The following is a 20729-nucleotide window of genomic DNA, read 5'->3' as shown; positions in this document are numbered from 1 at the left end:
TATTGGAATGCTTACGAAGTTAGTTTTGCTCCGTAAAACTTGGGTGAATGCTTATGGTTTTGCTGCGCAAAACGTTTAGGAGGATCGAATGGAGCTAACAGGCAGAACGGCTTTAATAACCGGCAGTGCCAAAGGGTTAGGGAAAATGACTGCACTTATGCTGGCCCGTATGGGCTGCGACATTGTTCTCAATTATGTGACAAGTGAACAGGAAGCGCTTCATCTTGCTGCTGACCTCATACAGCAGTTCGGTGTCAGAGCTACCGCCATACAGGCCGATATCGCCAAGCGAGATGAGGTAGCAAGGCTTGCAGCAGATGCTCTGGCTTGGTCGCATAACCGCAGTATTGATATTCTAATTAATAATGCAGGGCCTTTCATACGGGAACGACGGTTGTTTGCTGATTACGATGAAGCGGATATCATCACATTGCTTAATGGGAATTTGCTTGGCGTTATGCTGCTGGATCATCATTTGCTTCCGCGAATGCGTGAGAACAAATGGGGCCGAATTATTCATTTTGGCTTCGGTCATGCGGGCGAAGGCCGAGGGTGGCCCCAGCGCGCAGTGTATGCATCAGCAAAGACCGGCCTGGTGTCTTTCACGAAGACATTGGCAGTTGAGGAAGCTGCAAGCAGCATTACCGTTCATATGGTTTGCCCAGGTGACATAAGGGGCGGGAATAAAGAGCGGACCATAAATGAGGTTCAAGGTGAACAGGATGAGGAATCGCCAAGCAGCCGCCCGGGAAGCGGTGAAGATGTCGCACGCGTTATTGCCTTTCTTTGCTTACCTCAATCGGATTATTTAACCGGCAATATTATGGATGTGACAGGCGGGTTTGATCCCATCAAAACAAATATTTTGCCTACATAACGAACTAAGATACAGCAGAAAAAGAGTCTTACCCGTGATTCCCTGCCTCGAGGCGTCGGAATCGGAGGTAAGACTCTTATTGTTAAACCATTATTGAACGGCTTGGTTTAGAATACTTGCATAACTTCTTGCACGCCTTCAACTTCTTCAAGCAGAGCACGTTCGATACCTGCTTTAAGCGTAATCGTAGAGCTTGGGCAGCTGCCGCAAGCGCCCATCAAACGAAGCTTTACGATGCCATCCTCTACGTCTACAAGCTCAACGTCACCGCCATCGCGTTGTAGAAAGGGACGCAGCTTATCGAGAACGTCCAATACTTCATCATACATCGAGCTTTGAACTTGTTCACTCATTGCAATCCACTCCTTTCTCCCCTATTATAGTACAAAGTAGATCAAATGAAAATGGATATCAACACGTATAGCCGGGAGAAATCATAAATGATAAAACCAATTATTGAATTTTGCGCAAGCAACATGCATCACGGCACGGGGACATTGATGAAGAAGCTGGAACAAAATCCGGATTATGATGTTATTGAATACGGCTGCCTGGGCAATTGCGGTGAATGCTACTTAGCGCCATTCGGCATGGTTGACGGTCAAATTATAGCCGCTTCATCTGTTGAAGAATTAGAGGTGCTGATCCTGCAGGCGATTGACAATCAGCAAGCGGAGCGTGAAGCCTTGGATCGGCTCATCGATGATCTGTAATTCCAAATCCTGCAGAGCCAAGGCTCAGCAGGAAGCCAAGCAGCTTCAAATTCTGCTAACCCAAATGATGCTTCGACATCCACAATACACCGCTTTTGAGCACACGAGGCACACGGCCCATTAACGGCGTCCGGCCCATAAGCCCGAAGCCGGCCTTTTTACCTAGAGAACCCAGAACGCCTTTAAGCTTAATCTTGCCAAGCTTAGGTGTTTTATCGCTCCAGATCGCCTGCATCACTTCTGCTACCTGCTTGCCCTGTGCCTCTGCAGCTTGTCCGCTTGGAGAGAAGGGAAGGGATGCACAATCACCGACGATGAATACTTCGTTGTAATCCGGCAGCTGATGGTATTCATTGATAACGAGCCTTCCTTGATTGTCCTTAGGCAGGTTCATGCGCTGAACGATCGGTACAGGCTGAATGCCAGCTGTCCATACGGTCACATCGGTCAGAATATGGCTTGGATTGTTGCTGTCATACAGCACGCCTTCTTGGAGGCGGCTTAAGGAAACATGTCCTCGCATCTCCACTTCATGCTCAATGAACCAGGATGATACATACGACTGCAGCTTGTTTGGAAAAGCAGACAGGATGCTTGGTCCGCGGTCGATAATACGAATGTTCAGATCCGGGCGTCCCTCACGAAGCTCCGAAGCTACTTCAACACCGCTGAGCCCGCCCCCGACAATGGTGACTTGACCATACGGCTTTACATCATTTAAGGCTTGATAGGTTTTACGGCTGCCAGAGAACGTTTGAATGCTGTTGGAATACAGCTCGGCTCCTTCGATGCCGTGATACTTATCTGTACAGCCAAGCGCAACAACAAGCCATTCATACTCAAGCGGCTCTTGTCCCGCAATAATAACTTGTTTGGCATCAAGGTCAACATCCGTGACTTCGCCATATGTCACAATGAGACGCGGATCGGAAGGAAATGCAACTCTTAAATCGATATCTGCAGCCGTTCCCGCAACTAAGGAATAATATTCCGTCTTCAAACCTTGAAAAGGCATTCGATCAATGAGTACAATTATGGTATTTTCAGGAAGATCTCCTTCCAGCAGCTGCTGTGCAACTGTTAGCCCCCCATAACCTCCACCGAGAATCACAAATCTTTTCATGGACAATCCCAACCTTCTTATGCGTTTAAATCATTGCTGTTGTTATATGGAGTAGTATGCGCGAAAACCCCTTCAGCCATCATGGGTGATGTTGCTTGCTGAAGAGGCAAAACCTTCTTATTCGTAAACCTTAACTTCATTATAGAAGGTATCGCGTTCTACAGGAATGCGGCCTGCACCTTTAATGAGCCAAACCAAGTCTTCGCGAGTAATTCCATCTGGTGTTAACGCACCTGCAGAGTGGCTGATCCGCTCTTTAACCATCGTCCCGTGAACGTCTGACGCGCCCATTGTCAGGGAAACCTGCGTCAGTTGGGTGCCGATGTTAATGAAATAGGCTTTGATGTGTTGGAAATTATCAAGCATTAGGCGGCTGATCGCGATCGTTTTGAGATCTTCGAATGCAGAGTTACGGCGGCGTATGCCGGCTTTAGGACTGATTGGCTGCATGGAAAGGGGAATAAAGACCTGAAACCCGTTCGTCTCATCCTGAAGCTCGCGAATTTGCACCATGTGATGAATGCGGTCCGCATGTTTCTCCACAGATCCGTAAAGCATCGTTGTATGGGTGCGAAGCCCCAAATTATGCGCCGTGCGATGAACCTCCAGGTACTGGGAGACATCCGCTTTGTCGACGCGCATTTTTTTACGGTATTCATCGGACAGAATTTCTGCCCCGCCGCCGGTAAGGCTTTGCAGGCCAGCCTTCATAAGTTCTTGAATGATCTCTTTGTAAGTAAGGCCGCTAATACGGGAGAAGAAATCAATTTCTGCTGCTGTGTAAGCTTTAAGCGCAACTTGCGGATATTTTTCATGCAACGCTTTTAACGAATCGACGTAGTATTGAAAAGGCACATGCGGGTTATGCCCGCCAACGATATGGAACTCGCGGACATCCGGGTGGATATGCTGCTCCACATAGGCAATCATTTCTTCACCTGACAACGTGTAAGAGCCTTCTTCGCCTTGGTCCTTACGGAAATTGCAGAAGGCACAGTGAGCTTCACAAACATTGGTGAAATATAAACTCATGTTCTCGATAAAATAAACTTTGCGTCCGTTCTTCTTCAGATTAGCCTCATTGGCCATCTGTCCGATTGTGAGCAGGTCATCGGAACGATACAGGAACTCACCATCTTCCTGGGTTAATCGCTGCCCCGAACGAACTTTCTCTACGATCAGCTGCATTTGCTTGTCTTCTGTGGGAATTGCGATGTTCATGACGGCTTCCTCCTAGTCCGCCGGGCACTTTGTTATAGGTCCGGATTTAATATAATGTTGTGACGTGTGACGCATGTGACTAATACAGCCGAAATACGTGAAAATAGCAATCGACCTGTACTTTGTGAAAAAAGTAACTTACTCGCTCTGTAATGGCCGACCACATTGATGAACTGACCTTATTATAAACCTCTGCACGGAGAGCGGCAACTATTAAAGACAAGTAAACTCCAGCCAGTGATTATGGATGAACGATCCAGCGACTGCTGTGCGCCTTTTGAAACATATGGATTTGCGGTACAATAGAAGAAAATGGCGGCCTTCCAAGGCTCGTCAGCAAGCGAGGTGAAAGATGGCCAATACACACACCTATTCACGCAGAGAAGAAGTAGCCAATGCGGTGACACATGGAATTGGCGCGGTGCTCAGTGTGGCTGCACTGGTGCTGCTCATTGTATTCGCTGCAATCAAGAGCGATGCTTCTCATGTCGTCAGCTTTACGATCTATGGAACGATGATGCTGCTCCTATACATCAGTTCAACCTTGGTGCACAGTTTTCCGGAGGGCAAAGCAAAGCGAGTCTTTGAAATTATGGATCACTCCTGCATTTACTTATTTATTGCGGGTACGTACACGCCGATTCTTCTTCATATGGTTCAAGGTGCGGCAGGGTGGACTTTATTCGGTATTGTTTGGGGAATCGCGGTTTGCGGCGTAGTCTTCAAGGCTTTCTTCGCATCAAAGTTTCTGTTCACGTCAACCATTCTCTATATTCTGATGGGCTGGCTGATTGTATTTGCCTGGGGCCCGCTTAGCGCACATCTTGCGCCTCACGGCCTGCACCTATTAATCGCCGGCGGCTTATTTTATACTGTAGGAACCGTATTCTATATGTGGCGGAGCTTTCCTTATCATCATGCGGTTTGGCATGTTTTTGTTCTAGCCGGGTCTGTTCTTCATTTCTTTGCCATCCTCATGTTTATTTTGCCTTGGTAGGACACAAGAGTGTATTGAGACCATTGACAAGGTGGAGTATAATAAAAGTAAGTAACTCAGAAGTCTTTAGATTGCGGTTAGGACTTGTTTTACATTGTAAAACTTAGGAGGGAAACGAAAATGATCAACATTAGCGAATCTGCCAATGAGAAAATAAAAGAAATGCTGGAGTCTGAGGACACGCCGAATTTGTTCTTGCGGATTGGTGTGAAGGAAGGCGGCTGCAGCGGTTTTTCATACGGAATGGGCTTTGATGATGAGCAGCATGAGAACGATAAGGCGCTTGAGCTTAACGGTCTTAAAGTTGTTGTCGATACAGACAGCATCAAATACCTGAACGGCCTCGAAATCGACTTCAAGGAATCCGCCATGGGCGGCGGCTTCACCATCAATAACCCGAACGCTTCCGCTACATGCGGCTGCGGATCGAGCTTCCGTACGGCTGCGGATGCAGGCAAACCGGCTGCAGCCGGGGAGTGTTAATCGTTTGAGCTAGAAGTGAACGACCTCTTGTAAACGATATTAGAGCGCTAATATCGCTGCGAGAGGTCGTTCTTTTTTTGTGTGAAAAAACATGTAAAGCTCGCACAGTTGAAGGATTGCGGCGAGCTGCTGAAATCAGCATTTTACGCTCTTCTAGTTTTAGCTGCAGCAATTAATAAGAATACAGCCGTGAGTATATGCATGATCATACCGAGAAATGGAATCCAGCCGAAAATAGACGCAGCCAAGCCAAGAATACTTCCGGTTACCTTGTGCTTGCTTCGAACGCATAAAATTAGCGTGATAAGGTGAAGGATGAACATAAATCCAAGTATCGACCATGAGGTACCGATTACAATGAGTCCACCGATGACTGGAATTCCTAGTACCGCTTAAATAATGCCTGAAATGAATATGAAAACAAGCGAGATTACCATAATGACCTCCTAAAGTAAAAGTCTGCGGAACATGTATGTGGCCCATTATACGTGCAGACAGTCTTTTGTGTATAGCAAAAGAAAAGGAAATCGCATATAGAGTAGTTACTTGAATTATTGGGATGAAGTAAATCTGGAAAAAGTGCCGAAATGTATGTATACTGTGACAGTGTAAGAGCTTTCTACAACTGATAAATTTTAGCATAAGCTTCAAGGAGGACATCAAATACAAATGTTAAGCAATGATAAATTTATTGGATTTAAAGTGTCCTTTAAAATTGGCCGGTTTCATGTGAAAGCCTATATGGAAAAGGATTATTACGAGGCTTGGAAGTTTGATAGAGATACAAGCATCAAGGATGTTGTCGTTGAAGAGGTCGAGATTCCGCTAAGTTACTTTGGGGCGCCACAATCCGATCTGGAAGGCTAAATAACGCTCACATATTGTTAATTGTGAAATGATCTATTTCTTCGGCTCCGCCCGCCCCCAAATCATAAGCCAAGCAGACCTCCCTACGAGGGAGATCAAGCTAATCCCCGTTTGAACCAAGCTCGTCCCCTTTCTGCAAATAAGTACAACTTCTCTATTAAATGTTATTGAAAAAATGATATGTCTGAGTTGTGTTCGTAATCGGTCGAGTTGTTTTCAAAGCATGCTTCTGTTATCAGGCAGCAAGGATAGGTGCAGCTGCGCGGCAATGAGTTGAACGACGGCCTCTATCGGCATGTTATCCGTATGAAGATGCAGCTTGAACACTTCATTAGACAGACCTTCCAAACAGCGGTCGATCTGTTGTGCAGCCCATGAATCAGCCTGATCTCCCCTCGAACGCAATCGATGCAGAATCTTCTCCCTGGAAGCCATCAAAGTGAAATGGTTGACACTTCGCTCCTTAAGGTTTCTTTAGGGATGTTTTTTCTTATAAAATAGCCTGCATTTTCGGGATCATATACATAGGAATCCGGCAATCTTCGGTGCAGCTCAAATGAGGTTTGCGTTTTACCAGCTCCAAATGAACCGTTTATCCAAATAATCATGACTCTCACCTTCCCCGATTGCCTCTTTCAATTGACGCATGCGCAGGGAGAAATGTTCCATTCAGATTATTTTTTGAAAATGCAATTAATAATTCTGCTGAAACTCAATGATACTTCCATGATATAATTTGGCTTCCGGGGCTGAGGGTACGAGATCGGCAAAGATGTTTAATGAAAGATGAGGAATTATCAGTTTTGAAAAAGGAAATATTACAAGGATTGGACAACACCGGAGGGGGAAGAGAAGGATGAAATTAACGCCAGAGCAGCGTATTACTTTGCATGGTTTTAACAATCTGACGAAATCATTAAGCTTCAACATGTACGATATTTGCTTCACGAGAACCAAAGAAGAGCGGGAAGCTTATATTGAATATATAGATGAACAGTACAATGCAGAACGTCTAACGAATATTTTAACAACAGTGTCCGATATAATCGGTGCGCATGTGCTCAATATTGCCAAACAGGATTATGATCCTCAAGGGGCAAGTGTGACGATGCTGGTATCCGAGGGGCCGGTAGCCGGTGCAGAGGCGGAATCCTTCGATGAATCGCCGGGACCGATCCCAGGCAAGGTGCTGATGCATTTGGACAAAAGCCACATCACCGTCCATACGTATCCGGAATACCATCCGGACGAGGGGATAAGCACGTTTAGAGCCGATATTGACGTGTCCACATGCGGGGAGATTTCACCGCTTAAAGCGCTCCACTATTTGATTCGTTCGTTTGATACAGACATCATGACGATGGATTACCGGGTTAGAGGCTTCACAAGAGATATTAATGGTCACAAGCTATTTATTGATCATGATATCAGCTCGATTCAGAACTACATTCCGCAGGATATCAAGGATCAATATCATATGATTGATGTCAATGTCTATCAAGAGAACATCTTCCATACCAAATGTAAGCTTAGGGAATTTGATCTGAACAATTATTTGTTCGGTTATACGAAGGACAAGCTTTCCGACGCGGAGCAGCAGGATATTACAGAGAGCGTGAAATGGGAAATGGACGAGATTTTCTACGGGAAGAACATCAATTACACGGGAGTGAAGCAGGAAACGCCGTCCTCCTAATCAAGCAGCATCTATAATAAACGGTTCATTCTGCTCTGCATTCTGTTCATAAGAGCACCCCTGTGCTACAATTTGGAATGTCATTTACATCAGGGGGTGTCAGAACAGGGTGAACAGAAAGATGATTTCTCTACTTATTATTATTGTCATCCTACTCATTATCGGATATCAGAAGCTTCAGCAGCCGGATCAGCCGGATCACGTGCAGCAGCCCGTTTCAGTCGATTCTTCCAGCCAAATTACACTGCTCTTCCCTGAAGACCGGTTCCCTGAGACCGGCAAGCATATCAAGGATGCGATTGCATCAGGAGAGTCGGCGGTCTGTACGATTGACCGTGATGAAGCAGATGAGAATCGTAAAGAATCTCTCAAGGGCATTCCGACCAAGAAGGGCTATGATCGCGATGAGTGGCCGATGGCGATGTGTGCGGAAGGCGGCTTTGGTGCCGATATCGAATACATAAGCCCCTCGGATAATCGCGGGGCCGGTTCTTGGGTCAGCAATCAGCTGGAGAAATACGAGAATGGAACCCAGGTGCACTTCATCGTCAAATAGTTCTAAAAATAAATCCCTCTTCAACAGATGCTTGGGTCCAATCAACCCATCACGGCATCTCATCGAAGAGGGATTTCTTGGCTTACGAACACCGGCAAGTGTGCCTGTCATCCTGCTTAGAAAGAGCGGGATTCTCATCCCTGTCTAAGAGGGAGCACGAGGGATAATACAGTGCCTGTTCCATCCGGCTCTATCTTCAAAAGACCGCCCAGCTGCCGTACGCGCTCCTCCATCGCTTTAAGTCCAAAACCGAATTCCGCTTTACTATAGGGAGCCCCGTTGTTACTGAGCCGGAAGGTGAGGGCCCGGTCATCAGCTGCGAGATTGAACGTGAATTGGCTGCAGCCTCCATGCCGTATGCCATTCGTTAATCCCTCCTGAAGCGCATGATACAGCACTCTTTTTTGTAAAATGGTCAGTATTTCCGGGAGCTCGTCAAAATGGCTGATGATCTCCACCCCTGTAGCCGCGATGGTCTGAAAGATTAGTCCTTCAATCGCCGCAGATAAATTATAATCAGCCGGATCCTCCTGCAGCAGCCTAACGGAGCCGCGAATTTCATCTAATCCCTTGCGGACAAGCTGCTGGGAAGCATCAAATTTGCTGCGGGCAAGATCCGCATCCTTTTCGAGAAGCCGTTTGGCCGCTTCCATCTGAACGATCGAGGCTGTCAGCGTATGGCCGACGGTATCATGGATCGTATAGGCGATCCTCTGTCTTTCCTCCATCACAAGAGTCGCTGCCATCGCTTCAGAGGAATCGCGCAAGGAATCCGTAAGCTGGATATGCGCTTTGTTAAGCTCCAGCGTCCGCTGGCTGACCATTTCTTCGAGTGAACGGTTAAAGATTTCGAGCTGCTGGTTAACCGTCTCATACCGGGCGTAGATGACGCGAATAAAGCATAACATGAGCAGAAAAATACTCCAGAAGAGCAGACTATGATCCCAATAGAGCAGAGGAGGGAACCATTTTATCAGGAAGAAATAGACGGATGCAAAAGTCGTTCCTAATAAATGGATCAGTGCGTTTAACGTCACAAGTGCGAACCCTGCCATGACCCAGCTTGTCTCAACGCCGTCATATCTTCGATAAGCCCGATAAATGGTATGTGTAACCACAGCGAACGAGACGAAGAACAGAGGCGGGAAGAAGGTATAAAACAAGGCATAGTACCAGTGCGGCGATGTTAGGGAGGAGAGCGCGCATAAAGCAGAGAAAGCAAGCAGAAGCCATCGCAGCCACCGGTGCGTTCTTGGATAAAGCTCTGGAAACAAATGCTCTAGTATCCCTACAAATGCATATACGCAAAATGGCAGTGAAATATCATGCAGATAGGCATACCAGGTATTATCAATTAATAATTGAAAGGAATGATTTCGTACGAATGACGAGTAACCGGCAGCGATCGTGAAGAACATCAGGTACAGATGCGCCCGTTCCCTTCGCAGGATATAGAAAAAGGCAGCAGCCGTACCGCAAAAGAAAAACAAAGCAGCCAGCAAATAGTTGCTGATCTCCAATTTGAATAAGGTTTGATATAAATGCTCCGGCTGCTCTACAATAACGGAGGGCAAAAATAAATCCCGTCCATCGCTGGTCATCCAGATCATCAATTCTTTACCCCGAGAAGCCTGGTTGATCGGAATCAGATGCCAATTATAGGACCCGTTGACGTAAGCAGGATGGGTATCGGCATCGAAGCGGTAAAGCTCCTTGTTGTCCAGGTAAAGGCGGAAGTAGACGATATTATATAGATATAACGAGGGAGCGGGATTCCAATTTCCACCGTTGAGCGTCATTTTGAGCCAATAGGAGCCTGCGGGAAGCATACCGTCATATGCGGGAACAATTTCTCTCACCTTGCCCCAGTGTAGATTCTGCGACATGCCGCCTCCTCCTTCACCCGGGGAAGTTGGCGCTTTGGCGATCAGCATGTTCTTCCCGGAGACGGGATTGGCGATATATTCGTCCTTGTAGAAATGCATCTTGGCAATTGCGACAAGGCCTAGAACCGACATCAGCAGGATCATGATAAAAGGAAGTCGAAGCCGTTTGGGCCAATTGGCAAGGTTCAATATAAGCTCTCCTTCAGCAGGAGAACTGCTTGCGTCCGGTCATTCGTACCGATTTTATCGTAGATGGTACTGATGTAATTTTTAACGGTTCCTTCACTCATGAACAGCTTTCCGGCAATATCCCGATTGGTTCTGCCCTCGATCATTAGCGCAATGACTGTTTTCTCCCGCTCAGTGAACCGCACGCCGTCGACGTGATTCTTCCCTCTGCTGCTGCTGGGCTGTCCGTCCCGGGCGGCTTGGAGACGAGGCGATTGTCGTTCAGATAACGACGAAATGCGTTTGGCTAGTTTGGCTGCAATCGGAGCGGGCATCATCATCTCACCCTTCACAGCATCGCGAATGGCTTGCAGCAGTTTATCCCCGGGCATATCCTTGAGCAGAAATCCGCAAGCGCCGCTAACCATCGCATCAACGATATACTCATCATCTGCAAAAGTTGTCAAAACAAGGACAAGCGTATTCGGAAAATGCTGCCTGATTAATCGGGTACTTTCGATCCCGTCCATGACGGGCATTCGAATATCCATCAGAACAAGGTCGGGGCTGTGCTGACGAACGAGCTTATACGCCTCTGATCCGTTCTCTGCTGTTGCCATAACCGTCATGTCATCCTCTAACTGAACGATCGTCTGAAGCCCATCGCGCATTAAGGTTTGATCGTCGGCGATGATAATTTTTATGGTCATGTCTTCTTGGCTCCTATTCTGATCCTGATCCGTTCATTGTCTTCTTCTATTATACGAGAAAGCTTTATCCGGGACAGTCATCATTTTTCACCGCAGGTCATGACTTTTGTAGTGACTTCAAGCACTGGACATATGACGAAGACAAGAGTGGATTTCCTCTATCAGGCTATTAAATCAGGCGAGTTAACCCCTTCAATCATCCAAGAGACAGATATCTTTGAGGCATATATTAAATGGTAGGATTGAATGAAAGGGGAAGACTGATAATGGGTAATGGACAGGGAAGGCAGCTGGCCAGCAAATGGGCGAAAACTGCGGTGCTGCTCTCAAATTCGCAAATTGCACCGCATATACCGCCGACGCGGATATTTACGAAGGGTAATTTGAGGAATATGCTTGCTTCTCACAGTATGGTTGTTATTAAACCGGTCTGCGGTGCCGGCGGTCATGGTGTGATTAAGGTTACGAAGCAAAGCAGCGGTTACAATCATACGTATTACTCCAAAACCAGGCATTTCGTATCCTTTGATGCGTTCTATCAATCTTTGAATGCGATGCGTAATGGACGCCGGTATTTGATTCAAAAAGGCATACGTCTGGCAACCATACAAGGCAGGCCTATCGATTACCGGGTGAAGCATGTCAAGCAGGCTGATGGAAGATGGGTCATTACGGCTATAGTGGGAAGACTGGCTAGACCGGGTCTATTCGTAACGAATTTATGCCGCGGCGGCACGATGCTTTCGGGCTCTGAGGGGATTCGCCGATCGATCTCCGCGGCTGCTGTATCTTCGAAAAAACAGCAAATGCGCTTCTTAACCCGATTGTCGACACAATTGCTGGAAAGCAAATTCCCGGGGATCGGTCAGTTAGGCTTCGATTACGGGATTGATAAGAGCGGGAAGATATGGATTTTCGAAGTGAATACGCGTCCTCAGTAATTGGGAACAAGATGATGGAGGGGCTTAATATATTTGGTTGATAGGTTCAGAGAGTGCTATCAAAGTTTTTTATTGGATTTGTAAACATATGGGTTGTGTATAAAGGTATCCACACTATCCTCTTTGATATTCCTGTTTATTCGACGATTACCCACATGTTACACACATGCTGTCCACATTCAATTGTGGATAATCGGAACGCTTGTTCTCCAAAAAAAGACATGCTAAGATGAACAGGAATAAAAAGGAAGGGAGTGTGAGGAGATGGAAGTGCTGTCTGATGAACTTCTCATTGATGCCTATCATTCGGCGATTCTGTTCGATCTAGAGCCGGATTTCATCCAATTACTAAGCGCGGAAATGATTCGCAGGGAGCTTAATCCCGATCTTGAACGTATTACAGCTTAATGCACCATACAGCTTCTGATCTTATTCCATCAAAGCCATTTTGTAACAGCTGCTTCGTAGGTTTTCGCACAATTTGGACAATAAATGACATGTCTGCAGCTAAGTTCTGAACGTAAATCCGAAGCCATCGTCCCCCTATTGTTGGTCGCTTCTGCACCCGGATCCGAAAAGGGCTGGTAAGGTGCATAAGGAGCAGTGAAATCGTCGGTTCGGCCATAGTCATTCATCACTGCCGAACATGAAGGACATGCTGCTGCGATCTGCTCGAATCCATTACAAATGGGACATAACATAAAGGGTATCCTCCTTTTGCCTGTACCGCATGGAAGCGGCTTTCTTTAGGCTAAAGAATAGGATACCCTCATTTGTATCAAATACAAATCAATCGCGCGGAAATGTACATTCATCCACGCCTTACATCTTCATGTTACTGCTGTGTCCAGGCGACAGTTTAGCCGTTGGGTCCAGATATACCTTCGCATTGTTGATCGCAGTTGGAGCTTCGCCAAAACCGACGGCTATCAGCTTCAGTTTACCCGGGTAGGTTGTGATATCACCAGCGGCAAAAATACCCGAAATGTTCGTTTCCATCCGAGAATCGACTAGAATGGATCCATTGTCAATCGCAATGCCCCAATCGGCGATCGGACCCAGTGAAGACACGAATCCGAAGTTAACGATCACAGCATCAACAGAGAGCTCTCTGGTCTCTTTCGTTTTGACGTCCTGCAGAATAACGGATTCGATCCGTTCATTCCCCTGAAGGGAAGTTATTTCATACGGAGTAAGAATCGTTACCTTCGAATTCATCAAATTCTCGACGCTATGCTCATGTGCGCGGAATTTATCCCGTCGGTGAATAAGGGTTACACTCGCAGCGATCGGCTCAAGCATAAGCGCCCAGTCCACAGCAGAGTCCCCGCCACCGCTAATGAGGACATGCTGTCCGATGAAATGATTCAAATCATTAATGAAGTAATGCAAATTATGCTTCTCGAAAGCAGCTGCTTCCGGAAGTTCCAGACGGCGGGGTTCAAACGCGCCGACTCCTGCTGTAACAATGACTGCTTTTGCCAAGTGGCGGCCTTTGTCGGTGATGATTTCAAACGAGCGTTCATCATGCTTGATGACCTTGAGGACCTTTTCCTCGAGATGGATGTTAGGCTTGAAAAGACTCATCTGCTGCTTGAGCTGTCCGACCAGCTCTCCGGCAGTGATTTTTGGAAATCCGGCGACGTCATAAATATATTTTTCGGGGTAAAGCGCGGCAAGCTGGCCGCCGAGTTCAGGCATGCTTTCGATAACGGAAACCGAAGCTTGGCGCATGCCGCCATAGAACGCGGCGAACATTCCTGCGGGGCCGCCCCCGATGATGACGATATCGACAGAAACAGGTGGGATTGAAGAGCTTAACACGGATGGCACCTCCAAATTGTGTTCAATCTATTCGTCCATTATATCCCTGCGACAAGCAGATAGGAAATAAGAAAATTGGATGTTGTTCTAAAGTTTTTCGTATATTTTACCCTTGAATTTTATGTGAAAAGTTTGTAATATGTGAGGTATTAACAACGCTTTGTCGAAACGGTGCGCGAATGACATAAAAGCGTTACGCGGTTCACAAACTAGAGATATAAAATTTGTCTTGGATTGTGTAATTTTTCACAAAGTAAAAATAAAAAAAGATATATATGGAATGGATGGGATTCTGCGATGAGCAACATACCGAAAATTGTTATACTCGGTGCCGGTTACGGTGGCGTTCTGACTGCGCTTCGTCTACAAAAGGAACTGAACTATAACGAAGCCGACGTCACGCTTGTAAACAAGCATGACTATCACTACTTCACAACACATTTGCACATGCCTGCAGCTGGTACGGATAAGACAGAAAATGCACGCGTGAGCATCTCCAAGCTGATTGACGAATTTAAAATTGATTTCGTTAAATCGACAGTAGTGCAAATCCGTACACAAGATAAGAAGGTCATTTTGGAAGACGGTACACTTTCCTATGATTATCTCGTTATCGGATTGGGCGGCGAACCAGAAACTTTCGGTATTCCAGGTATGCTTGAGCATGCAATGAACATCCGCAGCATAAATTCCGTCCGTCTGATTCGCGAGCATATTGAATATCAATTTGCCCGTTACAAACGCGAACCGCACCGCACGGACTATCTTACTTTTGTAGTTGGCGGGGCAGGCTTCACAGGCATCGAGTTTGTCGGTGAGCTGGCTGACCGTTTGCCTGAACTGGCTAAACAAAATGATGTTGATCCAGCGCTCGTCAAGCTGTACAACATCGAAGCGGCACCGTCAGCGCTGCCGGGCTTTGATCCGGAGCTTGTTGAATACGCGATGCAGGTTCTTACGAGGAAGGGCGTCACCTTCCGTATTGGGACGGCGATTAAAGAATGTACAGCTGATGGGGTTATCGTCGGCGAAGGCGAAGAAATTAAAGCAGCTACCGTTATTTGGGCAGCCGGAGTTCGCGGCAACCGACTGATTGAAGAAGCCGGTATTGAAACTATGCGCGGACGTGTAAAGGTGGATGATTCGCTGCGCGTTCCGGGCAATGATAACATCTACGTGGTTGGCGATAACTCGCTTATGTTTAACGCGGAAGGCCGTCCTTTCCCGCCTACAGCACAAATCGCGATGCAGCAGGGCGTTACTTGCGCTCATAATCTGGTTGCTTCCATCCGCAATCAGCCCTTGAAGAAATTTGAATTCAAGAATAAAGGCACGGTAGCTTCCTTGGGTAAGGGTGAAGCGGTAGGTCTTGCTTTCGGGAAGAAATACAAAGGCGGCGTCGCTGCGCTGCTGAAGAAAGCCATCGACATCCGTTATCTATATATTATCGGCGGAATTCCACTCGTTGTTCGTAAAGGGAAATTCCTATAATGCGCCACTGCAGCGTACAGGTTCGCGGACTCTTGACGCGCGATGAACTGGACAGATATAACGCGCTGATGGAGGTTGGCTCTTATCTGGAGTCTCAGGACCGCCGTGACTTGGCTTATACGGTGCAGAAGGAAGTTGACATACTTATCCTTCCTGCAATCGAACGGTTGAAGGAAAAGGGCAGAGAACGCGATCGTCAGACAGAAGCTTACCTGGAAGCCAAGCGGCTGATGGAAGAGGACGACGATGAGGATTAAATAAAAAAGCGGTTGAGGAGCAGGCTTTCCTGCGCTTCAACCGCTTTTTATTTTACAGGCTGAGCAGCTGTCCGAGCTTCTCTTCTGTAAGGATATTGCCCACATAGAATTCACCGAATTCACCAAAACGGGCGCTGACTTCATCGAATCTCATTTCATAAACCAGTTTTTTGAACTGAAGGGCATCGTTAGCGAAGAGGGTTACACCCCACTCCCAGTTGTCGAAACCGACAGATCCGGTAATGATTTGTTTCACTTTACCCGCATATCCCCGGCCGATCATACCGTGACTGCGCATCATCGTTTTACGCTCATCCATGCTCAGCATATACCAGTTGTCATTGCCCTCACGGCGCTTGTTCATCGGATAGAAGCAGATATGATCCCACTTCGGCAGAACAGGCTTAAGGCGAGCGATAATATCCGGATTCTGCATCGGGTCTGTTCCCGGCGGTGCCATGTAGTTGCTCAGCTCGACGATGCTTACATAAGAATGAGCAGGAATCGTGTACTGGGCGAACGTTGTTTTGTTGAAGGCAGTCTCGATGGCATTCAGCTCTTCCAAAGTTTCACGCAGATGCATGAATACAAAATCAGCTTTCTGACCGACGATTGAATAAAAGGCCGTACTTCCGTTACCGGCTTCTTCAACAGCCTGCCACTCTTTTAAAAAGGATTGAAGCTCGTCCAGAGCGGTATTGCGATCCTTGGCGTCTGCGAGTCTCCAAGCCGTCCAGTCGATGGAACGGAAATCGTGCAGAGCGTACCAGCCTTCCAGCGTTTGTGCCGCTTCACTCATGATGATCTCTCCCTTATCATTTACTTGTCGTCACTATTGTATCGTAACGATCCAAAGGAGAGCAAATGACGGACTTGTGACAACATGGCAAATGAAATTGACTTCCAAGCGGGCATCTACTACACTAATCGTAGTGAAAGGGGAATACGAAACGGTATGCATTCAGATGTTGATTTCCTGCAGCTTATCATTGCGACGGTTTTGTTCTTCGTTATGATGTTCGGAATCGGGTTTATACTAAATATGCTTCTCAAAACAACATGGTTTCCGATTTATTTGTTCATTATCATCCTGCTCCCGATATTCATTTGGCAGACGTGGGATCATACCAAATCGTTTGCCGGTAACTTCGGCGAGTTTACCTTTGTCGATATTTTACCTGCAATCGGCGCGCTTATCGGAGCTTATATCAGCGGTTACACGATCCGCCTGCTTCGCCGCGGAGGTTACAAAATGTTCTAATCATGAAAAAGTGGGCGGTACGGCCATACTAAGGATAAAAATCCGAGGTGTTGCAGGGTGCCGTTTTTTCATATTGAGGATGTGTCCATCCATTATCGGGAACAAGGTGCGGGTCAATCGGCAATCGTATGCCTACACCCGCCATGTATCACGGGTCAATTGTTTGATACGCTCGGCAGGGAACTTGAGGAAGATCATCATATTCTCTCCTTGGATATACGCGGACATGGCAGCAGCGAAGAAGGTCACGGTACGCTAACACATGCGATGATTGCTGAAGATACCAGACAGCTGCTCGACGAATTGAACATTAAGAAAGCGTATCTCTGCGGATACGGGGCAGGCTCATTCCCGGTACTTGCAGCCTTACTTGCTTACCCGGAGCGGTTCAGCGGGGGCATACTGATCTCGGGGATGGCTGAATACCGTGATATCCTAACGCGATCCAATCTTCAAGCTTCCTTTATATCGAGCGCTCTGAAAGCCAAGGAAACAATTGTGAAGCGTGCGGTCCGCCAAGAGGTACAGAATAAAGCTTCTTATGCGGTCTTGAGTGAAGATGCGCTGCAAGGAGATTCAGTCAAATGGCGGGAATACGCATCAGCTTGTTTAAATGCCTCCTTTAATCGGGAGCTTAGCCAGATTAAACATCCCATGCTGTTAGTTTATGGTACGGCCGATAAGATAAGCAGGGATTACGCCGAGCAGCTCTATCGTCATCTGCCGAATGCGGAGCTTTATGGCGTGCAGCGTGCGAGCCGTCAGCTGCTAACAGATGAGCCCATCAAGACCGCGATGGTCATTAAGCAGTGGATGGCTAAGCAGGAGCAGCCGGAGATGGCGGATACCTATGAAGAGCGGCAGCAGCTGCTTGAAGAGCTCGTAAGTCATGGTGTTCAGGATGGAATGAATGGAATAGGAGCCCAAGAGCTGCGGTAATGAAAAAAAATTGCCTACCTGGAAAGTTCCCTCATTCGGGGGAATTTTCTTTTTTTCGCGCCTCTAAAAGAGTCTTCTTTTATGTTAAACTAGTAGAACAAGTTGAAACGGATGGAGTCGATAGGATGCGGATTGGTAACTTGCATCAATTTACGGAGCATCATCGATATTACATCTTTCGCGATTATTCGCTAAGTGCAGTGGATCGTAAAATGCTCGGTCTCATCTATCAACCGATGATCGGTGCATTTGCAGCCGGCCTCTATCAGCAGCTCTATCAGCAGGTTGCTGATGACCGAGTAGGCTATTCTCCTCTTGAACCGCAGCGCAAGCTGTTCCTGGGTTTAGGGCTGGATATGAATGAAAAGGGCAGGCAGGAGCTGGTGCTTCACGCCTCACGCCTTGAAGCGGTCGGTCTGCTTCAAGTATCACGGCTTGGCATAGCGGATAGCGATGATGTGATCTATGAATACGAGCTGGTTAAACCGCTCACCCCCGATGAGTTTTTTGGAAGCCCGCATTTAACGCTGCTCCTGCGTGACAAAGTAGGGAAACATTCGGTTATTGCACTGCGCGAATCCTTCTACGCCAAGGAAGCGGATGAATTAGCCGGAGCAGAGCTCGTGAAGGAGAATATTACTGTTCCTTTCTATGATATTTTTAGACTAAATACGCAGAGCATTGATCTGGAGCTTGAACAGGCGCTTACCGAGGTGGCTCCGACCAGAGCAGCCCAGCCTAAGCCTCAGTATGAGACGGCAGGCATTCAATATGGTGAAATTATAATACGGTTTCCGCGTAATTCTGCGAACAGACGTCATGTGGAGAGGCTGCGCGGGAATGAAGAGCAGCTGGCTCAACTAAACTATGTCGCTTACAAATATGGTTTGACCGTGGTTGATTTGTGCAGGCTGCTGGACGAGGATCATGTATTTACGAATAATGGCGAGCTTATCATGGACGAACTGCAGCTTAGGGCGAACCAAATGTACCGCCAGGACCGTAAACGCAGCGATGAACGCCAGCGGGTGTTCGGCCGGACGGCAGCGGTGCAGGAAAGCACCGGAAACGACAGGCAGAGCGACGCTTCCAGCGATGAAATGCCTGATGAAGTGGCGGTTCAAGTTGAATATTACATGGAAGTGCCGACCCAGCTTGCTGCCCGGTGCGACATTCATCAATATAATATGCTGATGCGAAACGAACCGCATACGCGGTTTATAGCGAGGTTTTTCCCTGGAGCGGTACCGGAATGGATCATCCGGGTCTTTGAAGTCATCGATCTTAATTACCGGCTGCAGGGTTCCGTTATCAATGTCCTTATTCATTATGTACTTGGACTCAATGATGCGCAGCGCGTTACAAAGACGTACATTGATGCCGTTGCATCTAATATGCTTATGAAGCAGATCGATTCGTTTGAGAAAGCGGTCAGCTACGTCAGAGAACAGGTGAAGCTCGAACAGGACAAGGACCGCCGCCGCGATAGCGGTGCAGGTACGGGCAGCAGCAGTGCTCCAAGAAGCGGCTCAACCAGAGGCGCGCGCAGCGGGACGAGCCGTAAGCCATCCATTTCCATCATTCAAGACTCACCTGGCGGTTCAGCGCTATCGCAGGAGGAGATGGAGGAAATACGCAGGATGGCCCGTAAATTGGATGGGAAATCAACGTGATTTGAGGTGATTCAACAATGGCAATGGAGTCGCTGGGCGATATGCTTAAACAGCTTCCAAACGGTAATAATGCGCTTCAGCAGGCGGAGCGGCTGATGGCTGACCTGCTTGCAGACCCGCTTGTAGAAGGACTGCGATCCAAATATCCTGAACTGGATAATGGGACAATCCGGCTGAACCTGAACCGGGTTTATCAATACACGAAGGAATACAAGAACTGTACGAACTGTCCCGGGCTCGATCGTTGTCCGAATGATTATGAGGGTCACTACACACTGCTCCATTGTGAGACTGTAGGCGGGCGCGTACAAATGACGGATCGTAAAGTAACCTGCAAGAAGCTGCTGGCCCGCCAGAGTGAAGAACAAATCCGCAGCCGTGTCCGCAGCTTCTATGTCGATGAGCGGGCTCTCTCTCAAGGGTATTCCGCCGATGAGATCGTATCCAAGGATCTGGAGCGGATGAAAGCTGTCGGTCAGGTGCTTAATTATATTGGCAGAACGAAGGAGCAGGGACTTCAGAAGGAAGGGCTCTACCTCGCGGGATCGTTCGGAACCGGGAAAACCTTTCTTATGTGCTACATGCTTCATGAGCTTGCGAAGGCAGGGTTTACAGGGGCAATCGTATATATGCCGGATTTCGTGGAGGATCTCAAATCGCTTATGCATGAGCAGGGCAAGCTCAAAGAGACGGTGGATCTGCTCAAAGAGACGGATCTGCTCATCTTCGATGATGTCGGGGCGGAGAATTTGAATCCGTGGGTGCGGGATCATGTGCTGGGTGCCATATTGAACTACCGTATGAATCGCAAGCCTACTTTTTATACCTCTAATTATGGCTTAGAAGCACTTGAGAAGCATTTTAGCTTCACGAATAAAGATGGCGATGAACTGCATAAAGGGCAGCGTCTCATGGATCGCATCAGACCTTATGTCGAGACGGTGTTTGTCACAGGGCATAATAAACGCGGTAAATAAATCATAATCGTTCACTTCCTATCAAAAAAGCCTGGGGCATAAGACCCAGGCTTTTTGGTGTTTTGCTAG

Annotated in this window: 23 protein-coding genes and 1 pseudogene; 15 read left to right on the top strand and 9 right to left on the bottom strand. The window is 47.4% G+C overall.

Annotation, left to right across the window (positions count from 1 at the left end; translation table 11 throughout):
* Window positions 1-88 precede the first annotated feature (88 nt).
* The gene (locus tag ACFPYJ_RS25660) at window positions 89-877 is read left to right on the top strand and encodes an SDR family oxidoreductase (RefSeq protein WP_379191077.1); all 789 of its coding nucleotides are present in this window, start codon (window positions 89-91) and stop codon (window positions 875-877) included.
* A 107-nt stretch (window positions 878-984) separates the two neighbouring features.
* Here ACFPYJ_RS25660 and ACFPYJ_RS25655 read toward each other — a convergent pair whose 3' ends face one another.
* Window positions 985-1230, bottom strand: coding sequence for a NifU family protein (locus ACFPYJ_RS25655; protein ID WP_379191076.1), 246 nt, complete (start codon window positions 1228-1230; stop codon window positions 985-987).
* A 90-nt stretch (window positions 1231-1320) separates the two neighbouring features.
* On the opposite strand from ACFPYJ_RS25655, the gene ACFPYJ_RS25650 reads away from it, so the two are divergent.
* Window positions 1321-1590, top strand: coding sequence for a YuzB family protein (locus ACFPYJ_RS25650; RefSeq protein WP_379191111.1), 270 nt, complete (start codon window positions 1321-1323; stop codon window positions 1588-1590).
* 55 nt (window positions 1591-1645) lie between these two features.
* On the opposite strand, the gene ACFPYJ_RS25645 is transcribed toward ACFPYJ_RS25650, so the two are convergent.
* Together ACFPYJ_RS25645 and mqnE are read right to left on the bottom strand one after the other, a co-directional pair.
* Window positions 1646-2713 carry an NAD(P)/FAD-dependent oxidoreductase gene (locus tag ACFPYJ_RS25645; RefSeq protein ID WP_379191075.1) on the bottom strand — a complete coding sequence of 356 codons (1068 nt, stop codon included), beginning with the start codon at window positions 2711-2713 and terminating at the stop codon, window positions 1646-1648.
* A 117-nt stretch (window positions 2714-2830) separates the two neighbouring features.
* The gene (mqnE, locus tag ACFPYJ_RS25640) at window positions 2831-3934 is read right to left on the bottom strand and encodes an aminofutalosine synthase MqnE (RefSeq protein ID WP_379191074.1); all 1104 of its coding nucleotides are present in this window, start codon (window positions 3932-3934) and stop codon (window positions 2831-2833) included.
* 352 nt (window positions 3935-4286) lie between these two features.
* Here mqnE and trhA point away from each other — a divergent pair, with 352 nt between their 5' ends.
* The 3 genes from trhA to ACFPYJ_RS25625 all read left to right on the top strand — a co-directional run bounded on the left by trhA (window position 4287) and on the right by ACFPYJ_RS25625 (window position 6281).
* Entirely contained in the window at window positions 4287-4931 is a 645-nt protein-coding gene (gene trhA, locus ACFPYJ_RS25635) for a PAQR family membrane homeostasis protein TrhA (protein WP_379191073.1), read from the top strand.
* 120 nt (window positions 4932-5051) lie between these two features.
* Window positions 5052-5414, top strand: a complete 363-nt coding sequence (gene erpA / locus ACFPYJ_RS25630) for an iron-sulfur cluster insertion protein ErpA (protein WP_379191072.1) — start codon at window positions 5052-5054, stop codon at window positions 5412-5414.
* A gap of 669 nt (window positions 5415-6083) precedes the next feature.
* Entirely contained in the window at window positions 6084-6281 is a 198-nt protein-coding gene (locus ACFPYJ_RS25625; RefSeq protein WP_379191071.1) for a hypothetical protein, read from the top strand.
* A gap of 216 nt (window positions 6282-6497) precedes the next feature.
* Here ACFPYJ_RS25625 and ACFPYJ_RS25620 read toward each other — a convergent pair.
* A pseudogene (locus tag ACFPYJ_RS25620) lies at window positions 6498-6889 on the bottom strand (hypothetical protein).
* Between the two features lie 248 nt (window positions 6890-7137).
* Between ACFPYJ_RS25620 and speD the strand changes: the two are divergent.
* Together speD and ACFPYJ_RS25610 are read left to right on the top strand one after the other, a co-directional pair.
* The gene (speD, locus tag ACFPYJ_RS25615) at window positions 7138-7977 is read left to right on the top strand and encodes an adenosylmethionine decarboxylase (protein ID WP_379191070.1); all 840 of its coding nucleotides are present in this window, start codon (window positions 7138-7140) and stop codon (window positions 7975-7977) included.
* A gap of 109 nt (window positions 7978-8086) precedes the next feature.
* Entirely contained in the window at window positions 8087-8533 is a 447-nt protein-coding gene (locus ACFPYJ_RS25610) for a NucA/NucB deoxyribonuclease domain-containing protein (RefSeq protein WP_379191069.1), read from the top strand.
* A gap of 134 nt (window positions 8534-8667) precedes the next feature.
* On the opposite strand, the gene ACFPYJ_RS25605 is transcribed toward ACFPYJ_RS25610, so the two are convergent.
* Window positions 8668-10608 (bottom strand): sensor histidine kinase, encoded by a 1941-nt coding sequence (locus tag ACFPYJ_RS25605; protein ID WP_379191068.1) that lies wholly within the window; start codon window positions 10606-10608, stop codon window positions 8668-8670.
* Complete coding sequence (locus ACFPYJ_RS25600) at window positions 10605-11297, bottom strand: response regulator (RefSeq protein ID WP_379191066.1); 693 nt, start codon at window positions 11295-11297, stop codon at window positions 10605-10607. The genes ACFPYJ_RS25605 and ACFPYJ_RS25600 overlap by 4 nt, the downstream gene beginning before the upstream one ends.
* A 266-nt stretch (window positions 11298-11563) precedes the next feature.
* Here ACFPYJ_RS25600 and ACFPYJ_RS25595 point away from each other — a divergent pair, with 266 nt between their 5' ends.
* On the top strand, window positions 11564-12238 hold the full coding sequence (locus ACFPYJ_RS25595) for a YheC/YheD family protein (RefSeq protein WP_379191065.1): 675 nt from the start codon (window positions 11564-11566) through the stop codon (window positions 12236-12238).
* Between the two features lie 264 nt (window positions 12239-12502).
* Window positions 12503-12646, top strand: coding sequence for a sporulation histidine kinase inhibitor Sda (gene sda, locus ACFPYJ_RS25590; RefSeq protein WP_379191064.1), 144 nt, complete (start codon window positions 12503-12505; stop codon window positions 12644-12646).
* Window positions 12647-12675: 29 nt separating this feature from the next.
* Here sda and ACFPYJ_RS25585 read toward each other — a convergent pair whose 3' ends face one another.
* Window positions 12676-12939: a hypothetical protein gene (locus tag ACFPYJ_RS25585; protein ID WP_379191063.1), complete on the bottom strand. Its 264-nt coding sequence runs from the start codon at window positions 12937-12939 to the stop codon at window positions 12676-12678.
* Between the two features lie 121 nt (window positions 12940-13060).
* Window positions 13061-14062, bottom strand: coding sequence for an NAD(P)/FAD-dependent oxidoreductase (locus ACFPYJ_RS25580; RefSeq protein ID WP_379191062.1), 1002 nt, complete (start codon window positions 14060-14062; stop codon window positions 13061-13063).
* 297 nt (window positions 14063-14359) lie between these two features.
* Here ACFPYJ_RS25580 and ACFPYJ_RS25575 point away from each other — a divergent pair, with 297 nt between their 5' ends.
* Window positions 14360-15553: an NAD(P)/FAD-dependent oxidoreductase gene (locus ACFPYJ_RS25575; RefSeq protein ID WP_379191061.1), complete on the top strand. Its 1194-nt coding sequence runs from the start codon at window positions 14360-14362 to the stop codon at window positions 15551-15553.
* Window positions 15553-15810: a hypothetical protein gene (locus ACFPYJ_RS25570; protein WP_379191060.1), complete on the top strand. Its 258-nt coding sequence runs from the start codon at window positions 15553-15555 to the stop codon at window positions 15808-15810. Before ACFPYJ_RS25575 ends, ACFPYJ_RS25570 begins: the two co-directional genes overlap by 1 nt.
* A 52-nt stretch (window positions 15811-15862) precedes the next feature.
* Here ACFPYJ_RS25570 and hemQ read toward each other — a convergent pair whose 3' ends face one another.
* Window positions 15863-16609 (bottom strand): hydrogen peroxide-dependent heme synthase, encoded by a 747-nt coding sequence (hemQ, locus tag ACFPYJ_RS25565; RefSeq protein ID WP_379191059.1) that lies wholly within the window; start codon window positions 16607-16609, stop codon window positions 15863-15865.
* Between the two features lie 156 nt (window positions 16610-16765).
* Here hemQ and ACFPYJ_RS25560 point away from each other — a divergent pair, with 156 nt between their 5' ends.
* The 4 genes from ACFPYJ_RS25560 (at window position 16766) to dnaI (ending at window position 20660) form a co-directional block, all read left to right on the top strand.
* Window positions 16766-17071, top strand: a complete 306-nt coding sequence (locus ACFPYJ_RS25560) for a YuiB family protein (protein WP_379191058.1) — start codon at window positions 16766-16768, stop codon at window positions 17069-17071.
* Between the two features lie 57 nt (window positions 17072-17128).
* Window positions 17129-18010, top strand: a complete 882-nt coding sequence (locus ACFPYJ_RS25555) for an alpha/beta fold hydrolase (protein WP_379191057.1) — start codon at window positions 17129-17131, stop codon at window positions 18008-18010.
* Window positions 18011-18135: 125 nt separating this feature from the next.
* Window positions 18136-19683, top strand: a complete 1548-nt coding sequence (locus ACFPYJ_RS25550) for a replication initiation and membrane attachment family protein (protein WP_379191056.1) — start codon at window positions 18136-18138, stop codon at window positions 19681-19683.
* 23 nt (window positions 19684-19706) lie between these two features.
* Window positions 19707-20660, top strand: a complete 954-nt coding sequence (gene dnaI, locus ACFPYJ_RS25545) for a primosomal protein DnaI (protein WP_379191110.1) — start codon at window positions 19707-19709, stop codon at window positions 20658-20660.
* The last annotated feature ends 69 nt before the right edge of the window (window positions 20661-20729 follow it).

The sequence above is a fragment of the Paenibacillus solisilvae genome, from assembly GCF_042656405.1.
GTDB lineage: Bacteria > Bacillota > Bacilli > Paenibacillales > Paenibacillaceae > Paenibacillus_Z > Paenibacillus_Z solisilvae.
This window is presented reverse-complemented; position numbering and strand designations above follow the sequence as displayed.